Source organism: Tahibacter sp., assembly GCF_032229445.1.
Classification (GTDB): Bacteria; Pseudomonadota; Gammaproteobacteria; order Xanthomonadales; family Rhodanobacteraceae; genus Tahibacter.
On the sequence record NZ_JAVTWC010000047.1, the window covers coordinates 65,488 to 78,621 of the forward strand.

14 protein-coding genes and 1 tRNA gene are annotated in these 13,134 nt (G+C 60.6%); 8 read left to right on the plus strand and 7 right to left on the minus strand.

Annotated elements, in window-relative coordinates; genetic code table 11:
• The first annotated feature begins 50 nt into the window (after window positions 1-50).
• Window positions 51-127 (plus strand) — tRNA-Arg (locus RUU78_RS09335).
• Between the two features lie 334 nt (window positions 128-461).
• On the opposite strand, the gene RUU78_RS09340 is transcribed toward RUU78_RS09335, so the two are convergent.
• The 3 genes from RUU78_RS09340 to RUU78_RS09350 all read right to left on the minus strand — a co-directional run bounded on the left by RUU78_RS09340 (window position 462) and on the right by RUU78_RS09350 (window position 2,582).
• On the minus strand, window positions 462-1,148 hold the full coding sequence (locus RUU78_RS09340; protein WP_313915902.1) for a DUF2971 domain-containing protein: 687 nt from the start codon (window positions 1,146-1,148) through the stop codon (window positions 462-464).
• Between the two features lie 394 nt (window positions 1,149-1,542).
• Complete coding sequence (locus RUU78_RS09345) at window positions 1,543-2,160, minus strand: hypothetical protein (protein WP_313915904.1); 618 nt, start codon at window positions 2,158-2,160, stop codon at window positions 1,543-1,545.
• A 188-nt stretch (window positions 2,161-2,348) separates the two neighbouring features.
• Window positions 2,349-2,582: a hypothetical protein gene (locus RUU78_RS09350; protein WP_313915906.1), complete on the minus strand. Its 234-nt coding sequence runs from the start codon at window positions 2,580-2,582 to the stop codon at window positions 2,349-2,351.
• A gap of 356 nt (window positions 2,583-2,938) precedes the next feature.
• On the opposite strand from RUU78_RS09350, the gene RUU78_RS09355 reads away from it, so the two are divergent.
• The 4 genes from RUU78_RS09355 to RUU78_RS09370 all read left to right on the plus strand — a co-directional run bounded on the left by RUU78_RS09355 (window position 2,939) and on the right by RUU78_RS09370 (window position 6,392).
• Window positions 2,939-3,175: a hypothetical protein gene (locus RUU78_RS09355; protein ID WP_313915907.1), complete on the plus strand. Its 237-nt coding sequence runs from the start codon at window positions 2,939-2,941 to the stop codon at window positions 3,173-3,175.
• 72 nt (window positions 3,176-3,247) lie between these two features.
• Window positions 3,248-4,204, plus strand: a complete 957-nt coding sequence (locus tag RUU78_RS09360; RefSeq protein WP_313915909.1) for a hypothetical protein — start codon at window positions 3,248-3,250, stop codon at window positions 4,202-4,204.
• 154 nt (window positions 4,205-4,358) lie between these two features.
• Entirely contained in the window at window positions 4,359-5,519 is a 1,161-nt protein-coding gene (locus tag RUU78_RS09365) for a hypothetical protein (protein ID WP_313915911.1), read from the plus strand.
• A 60-nt stretch (window positions 5,520-5,579) separates the two neighbouring features.
• Window positions 5,580-6,392, plus strand: coding sequence for a hypothetical protein (locus RUU78_RS09370; protein ID WP_313915913.1), 813 nt, complete (start codon window positions 5,580-5,582; stop codon window positions 6,390-6,392).
• Window positions 6,393-6,545: 153 nt separating this feature from the next.
• Here RUU78_RS09370 and RUU78_RS09375 read toward each other — a convergent pair whose 3' ends face one another.
• The 3 genes from RUU78_RS09375 to RUU78_RS09385 all read right to left on the minus strand — a co-directional run bounded on the left by RUU78_RS09375 (window position 6,546) and on the right by RUU78_RS09385 (window position 8,899).
• Window positions 6,546-7,364 (minus strand): hypothetical protein, encoded by an 819-nt coding sequence (locus tag RUU78_RS09375; RefSeq protein ID WP_313915915.1) that lies wholly within the window; start codon window positions 7,362-7,364, stop codon window positions 6,546-6,548.
• Between the two features lie 96 nt (window positions 7,365-7,460).
• Window positions 7,461-8,369: a TIR domain-containing protein gene (locus RUU78_RS09380; protein WP_313915917.1), complete on the minus strand. Its 909-nt coding sequence runs from the start codon at window positions 8,367-8,369 to the stop codon at window positions 7,461-7,463.
• An 11-nt stretch (window positions 8,370-8,380) separates the two neighbouring features.
• Window positions 8,381-8,899, minus strand: coding sequence for a Pycsar system effector family protein (locus tag RUU78_RS09385; RefSeq protein ID WP_313915919.1), 519 nt, complete (start codon window positions 8,897-8,899; stop codon window positions 8,381-8,383).
• 89 nt (window positions 8,900-8,988) lie between these two features.
• On the opposite strand from RUU78_RS09385, the gene RUU78_RS09390 reads away from it, so the two are divergent.
• Window positions 8,989-9,132, plus strand: coding sequence for a hypothetical protein (locus RUU78_RS09390; protein WP_313915920.1), 144 nt, complete (start codon window positions 8,989-8,991; stop codon window positions 9,130-9,132).
• 108 nt (window positions 9,133-9,240) lie between these two features.
• A complete protein-coding gene (locus RUU78_RS09395) occupies window positions 9,241-9,522 on the plus strand; it encodes a hypothetical protein (protein WP_313915922.1) in 282 nt (93 codons plus the stop codon).
• 187 nt (window positions 9,523-9,709) lie between these two features.
• On the opposite strand, the gene RUU78_RS09400 is transcribed toward RUU78_RS09395, so the two are convergent.
• Complete coding sequence (locus RUU78_RS09400; protein ID WP_313915925.1) at window positions 9,710-11,239, minus strand: adenylate/guanylate cyclase domain-containing protein; 1,530 nt, start codon at window positions 11,237-11,239, stop codon at window positions 9,710-9,712.
• A gap of 1,059 nt (window positions 11,240-12,298) precedes the next feature.
• Here RUU78_RS09400 and RUU78_RS09405 point away from each other — a divergent pair.
• Complete coding sequence (locus tag RUU78_RS09405; protein ID WP_313915926.1) at window positions 12,299-12,577, plus strand: hypothetical protein; 279 nt, start codon at window positions 12,299-12,301, stop codon at window positions 12,575-12,577.
• Window positions 12,578-13,134: the final 557 nt, after the last annotated feature.

A 13,134-nucleotide genomic window follows, 5' to 3' on the forward strand; every position in this document is an offset into this window, starting at 1 on the left:
CGCTTCGTGAGAAGCACGGAATCAACGCAGCATCGGCACAGCAACCCTCAGGCCCCGTAGCTCAGCTGGATAGAGCGTCCCCCTCCTAAGGGGAAGGTCGTACGTTCGAATCGTATCGGGGCCGCCATAAAATCAGTAAGTTACATTTGATCGGCCTTGATTCGGCAATCCGGTAACAGCTTGATAACAGCGTTTTGGGGAATCGCGGAGACCACTCACGCGGGACAACTCCAAGCATCGGGGGGGGGCGAGCTTTCAGCTCGAGGACTCATAATCCTTTCCATCCTCGTTGCACCCCGTTGCGCCGCTATACAGCTCCTTTCTTTTCAGCGACTTGGCTGCTAATCACGTTGCAGCCCGATGCATTCCGTTCGCGTGTAATTCTGAGCTTTTCACGCACGGTTACACGCGAATTGCACGTGGTGCTTACATTGTGTAATTGTTCGTAATTCTGTCGAGAGCTATCCAGCACGCGGCGTCCTAGGAATTAAATCGCCGGTTGCAACTTCGACCTTTCCATGGACCAATTTCATCCGAACCATGGCAATGTCCGGGCTCATAACCTTGTCGAGGAGCTTAACCACTGCCTCGTCCGCTCGCGTACCGATCAGCACTCTTCGAACTCTACCCGGTATGTCCATAGAAACCTTCGCCGTGATGAGTCGATACTCGGCCTCGTATTTCCAATGATTGGACTTTCCCGCAAGTATTTCGTCTGGACGCTTTGCTTGCAGTTCCGCAGCACCCCCAGTGGGCAAGCAATCGTCATAGCGAACTTCTACGGGCATATGGTCGTAGTTGTCGAAGTCGATTTCTACAGCCACTCCGCGATGACTATCGCCGTACAACGACCACATTCGGACGTCGTCGTAGCGATTCGTCAGACTGCACACGCGTATCGCCTGCACAAGCGGCAGATCCATTAGATCTCGATAGACAACATGGAGGACATTTGGAGTTCCGAAATTCGTTGCCCGGGGCGGCGTAGGCGGCACTGCGACAGCTCCGCCGTCGACAAGCAACTCCCGGAACTGTCCTTCGAACGGATCGTTAAGGTCGGAATAGCGTGGGCAGTAGAGCCGTTCGTGCACCACGATATCTAGCAAGTGCAGGAGATTCAGGGTTGATTTGAATTTGTATAGCAGCATGGACATATCCTCGAGCGGTGTGCTTTGTGACTAGCGCATGCGGAGCGGCACGGAGCTGTGGGTCATCACGTTCAATAGGGCGCTGCCGTGATGGATTCCAGCGTGCGGCTCGTGACTTATATCTGGGTCTCTTGCATTGGCGGCTATTGCACGATCCGCTATCGCCTCGGCCGTCGCCCCGCCGACAGACGCAAGCCGGTGGAACAGATGGTTTCCAACGGCGGCGAGCGACTAAATTTGACGACGCGCAGTTCTGCACCGGCGACACCCGCCGCGCACAGGAAATCACGATTGACGAGCGGCCCGGCATGAACAGATGCCGCTTCCGCGGGAGCGCATCCATCGCACCGGGGAATGCGCCGGCCGCGGAGAGCAAGGCGGTGAAGTCGTGAAACTAGCCCGCCCGTTCCCACTTCACGAGCAGCGCAGCTGCTTGGGATGCGCGTTCATGGGCAATCTGGACGTAGCCGGAAACGCGGTGCGCGAGTTCTGCGATGGCATTGTAGTTCTGGTTGCTCACTTCGATTTGAGCAAGGTCGGTCAGCGACGCATTCGCCGCAAGTACCGCGGCGGCCGCCCGAGCGATTTCGGGACCATCCGAGCCGAAGCAATCCATGCGATCAAGAAATCTGACTATCGCTGCCGTGTGCGTCGAGCGGTACCCGTTTGCCCGGCCAGGCAGGTCCCGAAAGCCTTCTTTCAGAGCAGGAAAAATCCCGTTTCGGGCGGGATGAAACTGGCTAGCGCTTTGCAGGAAGTCATCGCGTATGGCGGGTGCGAAAGCCTTGGCCTGGGCCGTTTGTGTTTCGCGGTGCTGACTCCACTGCCGGTGAGCGTAGCCGACCGCAACAACCGTCAGGACAAAGCTCCAAAGCGAGAGAGCGGCGGACACCAAGTTCCAGTCGAAGGTGTCCAGCGAGTAACGCAATGGCCATCCGTACCCAGATGCAGCGACCCATATGGCGAGAGTCGCCGCTATCAGCGCCACAACGAACCAAAGAACCTTCGCCATACCGTCCCCACCGGTAGTTGCTGTCGATCAATGTATACCACGCGTCAATCGACATGGCCCTGCCTGTTGGCTACGTGCTCCTGCCAGTCGACTGTCACGGGTGGACCAATCCTCTCAGCTGTCGCGCAGCGACTTGTGCGGCTTGCGCCAATCTAGTCAGTCGGCCCGAATGCGATCCGGGTCGCTGGTCATGCGCCGGCGTGTGACGTTCGGGACTCGTGCAGAACATCCGAGCGCGCGACCGCAGGATCGACCTCTTCGGGCTCGCCCAGCGGCAGCGAACCGTCCGCCGGTAGCCAGCCCAGGACGCGCCAGGGCGACTGCACCGCCTCGCAGCGCCACGGGCCTCGGTTCGACTGGAATCCAGGCTCCCAGTGCCACGCGCGCTTACTGGGCTCGACGAGCAACAGCAGGAGGGGCATGTTGCGCTCTGGGCTCACGCCCCAGCAGCGGCCCTCGCGTGCGTAGCAGCGCAGCAGCACGCTCGACGTCGGCGATCGCAGAGGCTTTAGGGGGAAATAGTCCGGCGTTGCGGCGGTGCGGAGGCATGCGCGCATCGTGCGGCTGGCCATCTCACCGCGTGAGCGACGGGGCTGGGGAAACACCACTCCATTGTGGTGACTCTGGAGGACCGACTCCCTCTGTACCGGCGCACGTACGAGCAAATCTCGCAATCGCGCGATGTGCGCTCTGGGGGTAATCCCCGCTGTGTTCGTTAGTTTCACGTGAGAGCATGAGTTTCACGTGAGAGCATGGCCACGAGATCGGGGGGCACGAGATGGGCCATAGCTACGAGTTGCGTATTAGCCAGCTGGATCCGCTGTGGCGAGTTGCGGCGCGCGATGGCGGTGTGCGTATGCCGGACTACTGCCGGAACTATCCGTCGCAGAATGAAGCGACGGACTACGCGAGAGGACGCGCAATGCAGTTGCTTGCCCATGGCGACCCCGTGCGGGTGGTCTTGGTCAGCGACGGCAAAGAAACGGTGGTCTGGAATAGCTCGGCGGTGTTCTGAGCAGGCTACGACCTGCCGGCTACGGCGGAGTTCGCGCATTTTCGTACGCCGCGGCCGACGAGGAGGAAAAAGTTGAACGGTAACACTCCTGCCCAACCCTTCCCCACCGACACGCGGATCGCTACCCCGGCACTGCTGGAGAGCTACCGGTCCGCGCTGGCACGCCTGAAGCATTTCGGACTGAACTCCGACAAGGGACGACTCAGGGAATACCTAACCGAGCTCACTGCGCAGGCGCAGCGCGAAGCCCACGGAGCTGACGTGCCCCACGACAACGTGGAATTGGCCAACGCAATGGTCGAGGCGCGGCAGCTCATCGATGTCGCGAGCCTTTCCGATGAAACCTTGCGCGCGCGACCAGCCACGCTGGCGCGCCTCAAGGAAGGCAGAGCAGTACAGCCTGCCGACAAGGACGATCCCTCGCGAAACTTCCAGCTTGAGTATGTCGCAGCGGCCTATTTCAGTTCCCACGAGGCGCGGGTGAACCTGGGCGACATCGGCGATGCAGAACTCGTGCATGGTTTGCACCGATGGCCGATGGAGGTGAAGCGAGCGCGATCTGCAAAGTCGGCGAAGCGTCTGGTTGTGGACGCACGAAACCAATTGCAAAAACGGGTATCTCTCGGTACGGAGCCAGGGGTGATCCTTCTGGATGCCACCACGCCGCTCACCAGGCGCTTTAGACTGCTGCAAGCAGCCACGTCGGCAGAGCTTGAAGAAAAAAGCGTGAGGCAGCTTGAAGCATTCCTCGCGTACCGCGTGATGGCTCCCATTCCTTTGGAGGTTGTGGAGCGACCAGAACTTTGCGGCATTATCGTTCGGTACGCCGCCGTCGGATTTGTTCACGACGAAGGCGGATTTCGCGAATTGACCCACTGGCAGTATGTGAACGTTCACAAGGACGAGTCGACGGCGGCCAAGTCTTTTGAAAAGCTCATGGGCGTTGGGGACGGCAGGCCGTTGCATCTGGGGACCAAAGAAAGACTGCTCGATGCGGCGGCCCACCTGCCGGACGAGGAGGAGCCATGAAGGCCAATGACGGTGGGTCGGTCGGTCCGAAACCGCTGTACGGGCGCGCTGGGAACGAGTCCGTCGCGGCACGGGACAAACGCGGCGCGCCTGAACGGCATCAGGTCCCTCAACAAAATGGATGTTGTCCCTGAGCGGGAGGAGTCATGTACCGATGACGATGACTGCTGATGAAATCGACGCAATCCGACTCAAGGCCTTGCGAACATTGGGCTCCATTCAGCCTGCCAGCGTCGAGAGCGTAGCTGAGCCGAACGTTGTGTTCGGTGCTCAACGTACCGACGCGGGGCGATCACTTCCCCCTTACTACGTTGTCTACTTCCTGCTCGTCGATTTGCTCGGCTTCCGAAACTTAGGCCGATTCGAGAAGGTCGACTGGTCGGTTCCGGTGGGCTACCAGGGTAAAGTATTCCTCGTCGAATACAGGAAGTTCGGTCTGGGCATCTTCTGCGTCGATCCGTCAGCCAATGAGGACGGAGCAACGTACATCCGCAACCGAATCACCAAGGCTTGCCAGGCCGCTCGGCCGTACTTCCAGCACGTTGCTAAGCAGGCGATGGAAAACGGGCATCTGACCGTGCACAACAACCACGCCCAATTGTTCGGGCGGTTGCAACACCTGCTCGGTGAATACCGAGCTGCCCTGAAAGCCGAAGAAAAGGCGATCCTCAAGCCACCCGTTGTGAAGCGCTATCCGAACGGTGGAATGTCTTCGAGCTGGAAACACCGAACAATCGCATCGAACCGGGTCGCGTGGCTGGCTCAAGGGGCGATCGAGGCATTTTTCTCGTGGAGCGAACATTCACTGATCCATCTCGCCGTGATCGACGGTCGGGTGAAAGACGGTCCTTCCCTGCTCAAAATTACGATGGGGGAATGGAAAGAGAAATACAAACTGGCTCTTGATGTCGCCGAACAGCGTTGGAAAGCACACTACGACGTCCTGATGCAGGTTCGGAACGAGCACCGAAACTTCACTGCGCACGGGGCGTTTGGGAAAGGCGGTCAAGCCTTCTCGTTCCATTCAAGCGCAGGGGCGGTTCCGCTGTCGTTGGCGGACGACGATTCCGGCCAGCCGACCTTTGTTCCGCACTCTATTTTGTCGGACAGGGACGCGATCGCGGCGATCGAAGCCTGGACTACCGACCTTCAGCAACAGAAAGCTCCACAGTGGATGTATCTCGAATCAACTCTGGGATCGATACTGACTTTCGTCAAAGAGTATGCACTTGCGACTTCATCGGTCGAGGAAATGTCGCAGTTCATCGGCCACATGGAGCGAATGGTGGACGACAACGCAAACATGGAGTGGTAGTGCATCGGCATGGAGCGGGATCGTGCGATTCTTTTCTGACTGCATCGTGGGTGGGCACGCGTGAGGATCACTCTAAAAATCCACTGCGAAAAACTGTCTCAAGCGCTGCCGGCTACGGTATTCCTCGAAACTCAGACTGCAATCGAGTTTCACAACGCCGAACGTGGGCTGCGTCATCCCACATCGCTCTACGCGCATTCCCTGCGCACTGTTGTTGAGGCGTTCAACCGAGTATTGGATGAGCTGGACGCCCTCAGCCAAGTTGATGCCCGAAAGCGCTTGGGGTCCATACCCGCGACAGCTCTGGCCCGCGACACGGAGTCGCTCATCCATGCTGTCTTCGAGCACGTTGAGCACTGCAAGTCCGTCGTGCTGGTGTTCGCCCATGACCTGAGTTCGAAGGAGCAGGGCAAGCGGATACGCGGATTCAGCGCCACGGCGCAGGATGCCAGGGCGTTCGCGGGCTCGCAGGCGAACACGATCAAGCACTCGCAAGGCTCCGTTCGTCTCATGCAGATGGTTGGCGACCGCGTGGTCGTGCCGGGCTACTATATCGAAGGCGTGGACGCAGAGGGCATGATCAGCCCGCATCCCGAAGTGCATCCCGGCGGTCGAACGGCTTTCTCGTTCGGTCGTGCGCTCCGATACTTGGCCTGCAGCGTTCGATTCGTTTCCGGCGCATTGGTCAGCAGCCTTGATGCGGCACATCGCTTGGACGATTCCAGGATCGGACTGGGCCCACTGGCGGCAATCTTCGGACGTCTGGCGGGATTCGATCGCTACGTTTTTCCTGGCGAAGGGGGTGAAGTCGTGCCGTCGATAGCTGTGCGTGGATCAGCTTTGGTGATCGACTTTCCCTCGCGCGATCGATAGCTTGAGCTGGACGTCTGCAGGATCAACACCACACACGAGTTCGACGGAGTCATGCGGAAATTCCGCTTGCCGTATATGGGCGAATGGCAGACGTTTCGTTGAAGGGCGGAGCCGAAGGCGACCCGGTGGGGCTATAGGCTTCACTGGAAAACATCAACTTGGTCCAACAAACGGCCGCAACGTGGCTTGCATGAGACTTTCCGCATTCGCGTCCCGCATCAGTTGAGCTGGATGGCTGACCCGCGATCGCTCCCGCTGGTCCAGCTTCTGTAGAGCGACCCAGCCCAATTTGTCCCACCGCTCAACGATGGCGTACAGCAGGGCGGGTGAGCACCGTTTCATGCAATGCGCCACGAGCTTGTCCACCGGTGCCGAACCGTATCTTCTCAAGCCGTCCTGAATCCGAAGGAGCTTGCTCTGGAACTCCTCGGGGTCGGCGATGGCCTCCGAGACCAGAAGGCCCATCGCCGTCAGGCAGAGGGTCGCACCACCGGTATACGGTGCTTCACGTGCCAAGCCCGCCTCGACGAGGCGCTTCTTTCCGGCGGCGATGTCTTCCTTGGTGGACCCATCGACAGCGTACGGAGTGCTCATCCGTGCGTCTTCGTAGGTGTTCCCGTCGACCTGGGCGACCAGCTGCATCAACAGCGCTTGGCCTTCCGTGTGAAGCTCCTCCCACCTCGTTTGAAGCGTCGGGACGCTGGGAAGCCCGCTGAGCCGATCGTTCAATGCCGACCGGACTTCGGAGAACTGTTTCGTGAGGAACTCGATGAGTTCGTGGTGGTGTGCTTTCTGGCTGACCAAGACGGTTTTGAACGCCACGGTTGCGGCATTCAGCAGTTCTTCGAAAGCCACCGTTTGGAGCCAGGTTCGGAACGCCTCCTCGCTGGCTTCCTCTCCTTGGTTGCGGTGCTCCTTGGCCCACTCAAGGATGAGCGGAGCCAAGGCGGTCAAAACACTGAGGGGATCCATTCACTGGCTCCGGGTAGCGTCGGGACATAAAACAGCACGATGGGAACCGGCTGCATCAAAATGCGAAGGTAGATTCGAAATCCGGATTGCCCTTGATCAGCGCGGCCCCGCTTCTAGGATGAGACTGCGCAGCCTGGCACACGTCGGGGCCATCATCGCGAGGGCGTCTTTCGATTTCTCGTAGCGGTAGGGCACGGTTGTGAGGCCGGCGAAATCGCTGGGCAGCTTGAGGTCGCGGCTGCGCGGCTCCAGCAGAAACGTCCTAGCTCTGCCGAGCCGGCCCATAAACAGCCCCAGCTCGAACATGACGTTGTCCCTCACGGTGGGCCATTCCCTATCCCGCGTGATGACGATGTCGTCCCCGTGTGCAATGGCGATCGCGAAGTCCGAGTCGTCCAGCTGGCGCTCCAGATCATCCAGGGTGTAGTTCGAGGCTTTGAACACGCCGTGCTGCCACGCCACCGTCAGGAACGGATCGTGCTCGAAATGTTGGACGATGAGGTCCGCAATCGGGATGGCTTCAACGGACGAGATGAGAAACACCTTCACCTTCTCGCGCGTGGCGGTGATGAGCCGATTGCGTTCTTCGAGCCGGCGCGCGAGGACGGACGCGATGATCCGCCACATCCGTGGGAAGCTGTTCGCCGCTTCAACGAAACTGGATTCCGAGATCTTGAGGAGAACGGTGATCTCGGCGGCGGCGATGGTCGCGGCACGGGGACGGGTGGGCTCGATGGCGGACATTTCGCCGACGTGTTCGCCGGCCGCGCGCCGAGCAACCACTTTGCTGTTGACGGAGACGACCACGCTGCCCGAAACGATGAGGAAGACGTCGGTGGTGAAGTCGCCCTGGACGATGAACCGCTCGCCGTTCTCGACTTCGATCAGCTCACCGGCATCGACCAGCGTGCTCGCCAGGTCCGGCTGGTTTCCTACCAAGCGGTGTTCCAGGAGGGCGGACGTGAGTCGTCGTCGGCCGTCGTCGCCTTGAAACCGCTCGATCATCCGATGCTCCGTCATTTCGTGGATACGAGGGCCAAACTGATCAACCACGGGACGACCGCTGCGAGCGTCCATTGGTAGGATTTTTGGAGCGCGTGGAACTTGCCCACGAGAATCTTTGAATTTCGCCAAGTCTGCTCGTGGATGTCTTCCACGAGCGCCGCCGTTGACAGCGCGCGGTACGCGCCGACATAGGCGGGCTCGGTCATCTTGGCGATGTTGCCGAAGTAGACCAGCGAATTCGTGCCGCCTTTGAGGTCGGGGAACGCGCCCTTGTACAGGTGGTAGAGGCTGAGCGTGAGCAAAAGCAAGCAGGCGACCAGCAACAGGACAAGCAGAAGATGCAGATCCACCACTTTCGTGATGCGCGACGTGAGCACGGCGAACATGCCGAGGTTGAGTCCGAGTACGACCGAGAGCTTGGTGTCGATGCGTGAAAAGAAGCTCAGGACCAGGGTGAGTTGGCTCCAGGCTGCTTTGAGCTGATCGTCCTCGCTCATCGCGGGCTTTTCTTCGTCGTCGTTGCCCATCATCGCGTTCTCCGGGGTGCTCTTTGTGGGTTGCTTTCACGGAGACCACATTGCTTCAGGGTACCGCAACACACCGTCTGCGCTTTCCGTAAGTGTTCAACGTATTCGCGTTCCAGACGGTGGCGCTCATACGCATTGCGGATGAGCACGGCCAACTGTTCGGCGTGGTTGCCGCACGCCCCGACCGGCACGCGCTGGTGGACCGTGCGATCGCAAATGCAGGGTATGTTCAGTGATACCAGCGTGCCGGCTGGCGCGTGGATTCTCGCCACGCGGGGTCCGCGCCTCCACAGTTCCAGGCGGCGCTTTCGGCCTTTCGTTACCGCGCGCACCAGCAGGTCTCCATGAAGGAGGTCGCGGTGGACTTTGGGGCCAAGTACCTGCGCAGCTACCTCCGCGCGTTCTTGTGGCTCAGCCGCTTCGCCGTGCGCGCGCGCGTGCTTGGCACCAGGCCAGCGGCCGAGCTTCGACGCGGCAATCTGGTAATCGAGAAAACGCACCAGCTGCGACCAAAACTGGACGGCGGCCGCTTCGTCTCGAATCTGAGCGGGGCCATGCTGCGACCACCCCAGGCAGAACGACCCTCCTTCGTTGATGTGCCGTTCGACGCAAAACTTTGGCAGTAGGCGTGGCTCGCGCTCGAAGACGTGGACCTGCGAACCGACGCATTCGATTCGCAGGTTGAACGGCTGCGCCGCACCGCTCGCCAGCGGAATGTCAAGGCGAACCTCCAGCGTGTTGGTTGCTCCAGCAGCGGCGGACACTGCTCCAAATCGAGGAGCCGCGTCCGAGACGAGCTGGAGCGTCATCTCTTCAGCGCTGGGCATGCGGGCGAAGCGGTTCCGAAAGGCTTGGCACCACCGCCGGTATGGCGGCACGGTAAGCGTTTGCCTGAGCTGCCTTGGCCGTTTTGTCGTCCGAAGCAGCCAGCCCGGTTACCGCGGAATCGTAATCGAGGTTGGCGACGATGCGGTCGTCTTCGAACAGTTCACGAACTGCATCGGAGCCGCTGTCGAAGGCCTCTTCGCCGATTGCGGTTTCGGTTCCGTTGCAGCGAGCCTGTTCCGTTTCGGAGTTCAGGACGTTCCGCCCGACGGCGCAGCGAACCATGTCGCCTTTCATGCCTAGGCGGCTGATGCTCAAAGGGCCGAACTCCAGTCCGATGGCCAACCCGAGATCGTCAACAACCACCTTTTTCTCATTCAGGAACTTCATGGCCTCAGAGAAACCGCTGCGCAGCCCGCCAGCACACAGGACGGCGTTGCTTATGGTTTCTTCGGTGTACGTCGTGTACGCGGTTCCGTCCAGCATTGCGCCGTGGATGCAGTCGCCGATGAAACGAACGCGCCGGCCTTCGAAATCGTCCGAGACGACGTGATCCAGCTCGGAGCGAAGCACGTGCAGGGCACGCACCACGTCCTCGGGATCGTCCTCGATGTTGTTTTCGACATAGGTGGAGAAGCCGTCGATGTCCGCGTAGACCGACACAGCTTCAAACCGCTTCGAATTGGCGAGCGACAATGCCTGGATGTCCAAATCGCGAAGCGGGGGCGTGGGCCGACTGAACCCGACCGACCCGATGGGCGTGTTCTTCTGCTCATCCTTCCACGCCTCGACGATGTCGTCCTTCGAGACGTCGAGCTTTGCAGCTGCCGTGCAGGCCTCGATTTCCGCGGGCGTGAGGGCGGTAGTGCGGTGCGCGTCGCCATCCAGCGACTTCAATCCGATGGCGATGCGCGCCTCGTTCGTCAGGTAGATACCGGTTAACGGCTCGTGGCCGGCGGTTTTCGCAGCTTGGTTGGCCGGACGCCCCAGGAATAGCGGTTCGCGACCGCCGCGGCGGCCGTTGTTCACGGCCAGGGCGGTTCCCGTGTCGATGCCGACGCGGACGTCCGCGTTGGGGATCTTGTCGTCGCTGTCGCCGGTTTCGTGGAGCACGTCGATGATCAGCTGCGCGATGGCGACCGCCCGCTCGACGCGGCGGCGTTCGCTGTCGGTCCCGTAGGGTTTGGCCACGACGCAGTGGAGTCGTTGGTTGTGGAAGTCAACGCGCCGCGCGTCGGTTTCGCTGAGAATTCGGTGGACCGCCCGGTAGTGGAGATTCAAGAACCGGAGCGTCCGCTTGTGGCAGGTTTCTCCTTCGTCCTTCGTAACATGCAGCATGTCGCGCAAGTTAAGGATGTCCACGTACAGGTGGGCCGCGTCCATCTTGTACGCTTTGTTGATCGGGATGTTTTCGAGCGACGTGTCCTTCGTGTAGTTCACGATCGACACGGTTTCGACTTCGGCGTAGCGCGTCGCCAGCCGCGCCTTCGAGCGCTGGGCATTCCAGTTCTTCCCCATTATCGTTCCTGATTGTTGTTGGTCTTCCACGGGCTATGCTCGTGCGAGCACCAGTCCCACATCGGCGCCCGGCCCCAAGGTCGAGCTGAAACTCTAAATGTGATGGCCGTCACGTTTTTCAAGGGCCGTTCAGGGCTTTTTGTGCTTGAGAAATTAGCGAGAGACTCAGCTTCAACATCGGCATATAACCCAATGTTTGGGAACTAAAAAACTGCATTCGCGCTGCGCATGGCTCGACGCATTGGGGACGGGTGAGTCGTACGTCGTCGCGGAAAGCCCAGTTGGCGTGGCTCTGTGCTATCTGCTCCGGCTCGCGGCTCGTGGCCGGCAGTGCTTGCCCATGTCGCTGCCTTAGCGGGCCGATCGGGCTCGCAGTGGAACAAGGACTAGGAGGGGCGCCCGTTTACTCGCATGGCGAGAGAAAGCCGCAATCCAAATTGAAGCTAACCTACAATTGCTCAGTCTCGTCTATCGAGATTGTTGCGGCTTTCCGAAAGAGAGTAGTGAGCAGGCCGTAAGGCGATGTAGGCTTCCAGCCTGATCGAAACCCACGGAAATCGGCCTGGCCTGCTTACGCCGCGGAAGGTGCCTTGTCCGGGCCAACACCGCGATGAGTCTGTCGTCGGAAGCGGCAACCTCTCACGTTTGAAAAAAATATACTCGGGTGACGCTGGGGACAAATCCGTGCCCTTGACGCCGCCCGCCCTCAGGTAAACAATCTGTCCGTTGCCGCCAATTCGGCAACCGGGAATAGCAGCCCGTAGATCGAGCGCACACAGCGCCGTACTTACTCCTGGCGTTTTTTTTCGCCCGAAGTTTGTGCGGCGTCTGCTGCTGATTTCTGGCGGCGGTGTGTGGGGAGCCGCGAGGCTCGCCGGTTGCTAGATCCCGGTCTGCTACCCGCACACCGTTCGCCACCCTTTTCGCCGTTCCGGGTGGCGACTCCACGCAAAGGGAGTTGTCCATGGAAAATCGGTCTGCAGTTGGCGGCACTGAGCCGCGTCCTTGTTCCCTTGTGCGCGTTGGCGGCGTTGTTCCCTGTTCCGGGAGGCGCGCGCCATGACCCCTCAAGGTTCGTTCTATCCCCTGCGCCGCGACGACCGCGGCGATCATCCCGTGATGTTCGCGTATGTACTCGACTCGAACGAGCACCGCGATGCGTTTGACGAGGAGATCATGACCCGCCTCGGCGCCATCCAGGAACTCAGCGAAACCATCGCGACGGCGGAACTGGAATGGCCGGGCTCGCGCTCGCACAGCGGGATCCTCGAAGCCGTGGCCATCCTCTCGCGTGATGTGCGCGGGCTGCTGGAAGCCCGGTGGGAAAAGGGACCGTAGGTTCCTGCGTTGCCGGGGCGGCATCGCGCCGCTCCGGCGTTTTGACCGTGATCCTGCCGCGCTGGCGACCGATCGGCTTGCTCGGCATTCGCCGCGCCCGTTCTCACCGGTTCGCGCGCGCCGCGCCGTTCTGCGCAGGGATGGCGACTCTGCTGGCCATCGCTTTCGTCGAACGCCACGGACGATCAGGCTTGGCGGGGCGGCGCATCTACTCGCTTCGCTGCCACCGGCTGACGTTTTACGCGCCTGGCGCCGCTATCCGTACTGTCCCTTCCACGCTTTTTGTCCCAACTGTGGCGCTTCTTGTCCCGCGCGCCGCACGAATAGCGCCGTGCGCGAGGCTCTTTGCGCCGACGCCGGCACTTTCGGAGCCAAGCGTGGCGCTTTTTGTGCCACCCGTTGCGCTTTTTCCGCCGCCGTCGGCACGTTGAGTGCGACGCGCCGCGGTTGAAGTGCCGTCGTTGGGGGGGGGTTTTGGCGCGCGCGCGGACAAAACACGCCCCCGGGGGGGGTTGTTTGGGGGGGCGGGCGACGTTGTTGGGGGCGCGGCGCCCCCG

Bases quoted from the DNA above. Each gene is read 5' to 3' on its own strand.
- RUU78_RS09340 (WP_313915902.1), bottom strand. From the start codon at position 1,148: ATGCTGCTATACAAATTCAAATCAACCCTGAATCTCCTGCACTTGCTA.
- RUU78_RS09345 (WP_313915904.1), bottom strand. From the start codon at position 2,160: ATGGCGAAGGTTCTTTGGTTCGTTGTGGCGCTGATAGCGGCGACTCTC.
- RUU78_RS09350 (WP_313915906.1), bottom strand. From the start codon at position 2,582: ATGCCCCTCCTGCTGTTGCTCGTCGAGCCCAGTAAGCGCGCGTGGCAC.
- RUU78_RS09355 (WP_313915907.1), top strand. From the start codon at position 2,939: ATGGGCCATAGCTACGAGTTGCGTATTAGCCAGCTGGATCCGCTGTGG.
- RUU78_RS09365 (WP_313915911.1), top strand. From the start codon at position 4,359: ATGACGATGACTGCTGATGAAATCGACGCAATCCGACTCAAGGCCTTG.
- RUU78_RS09375 (WP_313915915.1), bottom strand. From the start codon at position 7,364: ATGGATCCCCTCAGTGTTTTGACCGCCTTGGCTCCGCTCATCCTTGAG.
- RUU78_RS09380 (WP_313915917.1), bottom strand. From the start codon at position 8,369: ATGATCGAGCGGTTTCAAGGCGACGACGGCCGACGACGACTCACGTCC.
- RUU78_RS09385 (WP_313915919.1), bottom strand. From the start codon at position 8,899: ATGATGGGCAACGACGACGAAGAAAAGCCCGCGATGAGCGAGGACGAT.
- RUU78_RS09395 (WP_313915922.1), top strand. From the start codon at position 9,241: ATGAAGGAGGTCGCGGTGGACTTTGGGGCCAAGTACCTGCGCAGCTAC.
- RUU78_RS09400 (WP_313915925.1), bottom strand. From the start codon at position 11,239: ATGGGGAAGAACTGGAATGCCCAGCGCTCGAAGGCGCGGCTGGCGACG.
- RUU78_RS09405 (WP_313915926.1), top strand. From the start codon at position 12,299: ATGACCCCTCAAGGTTCGTTCTATCCCCTGCGCCGCGACGACCGCGGC.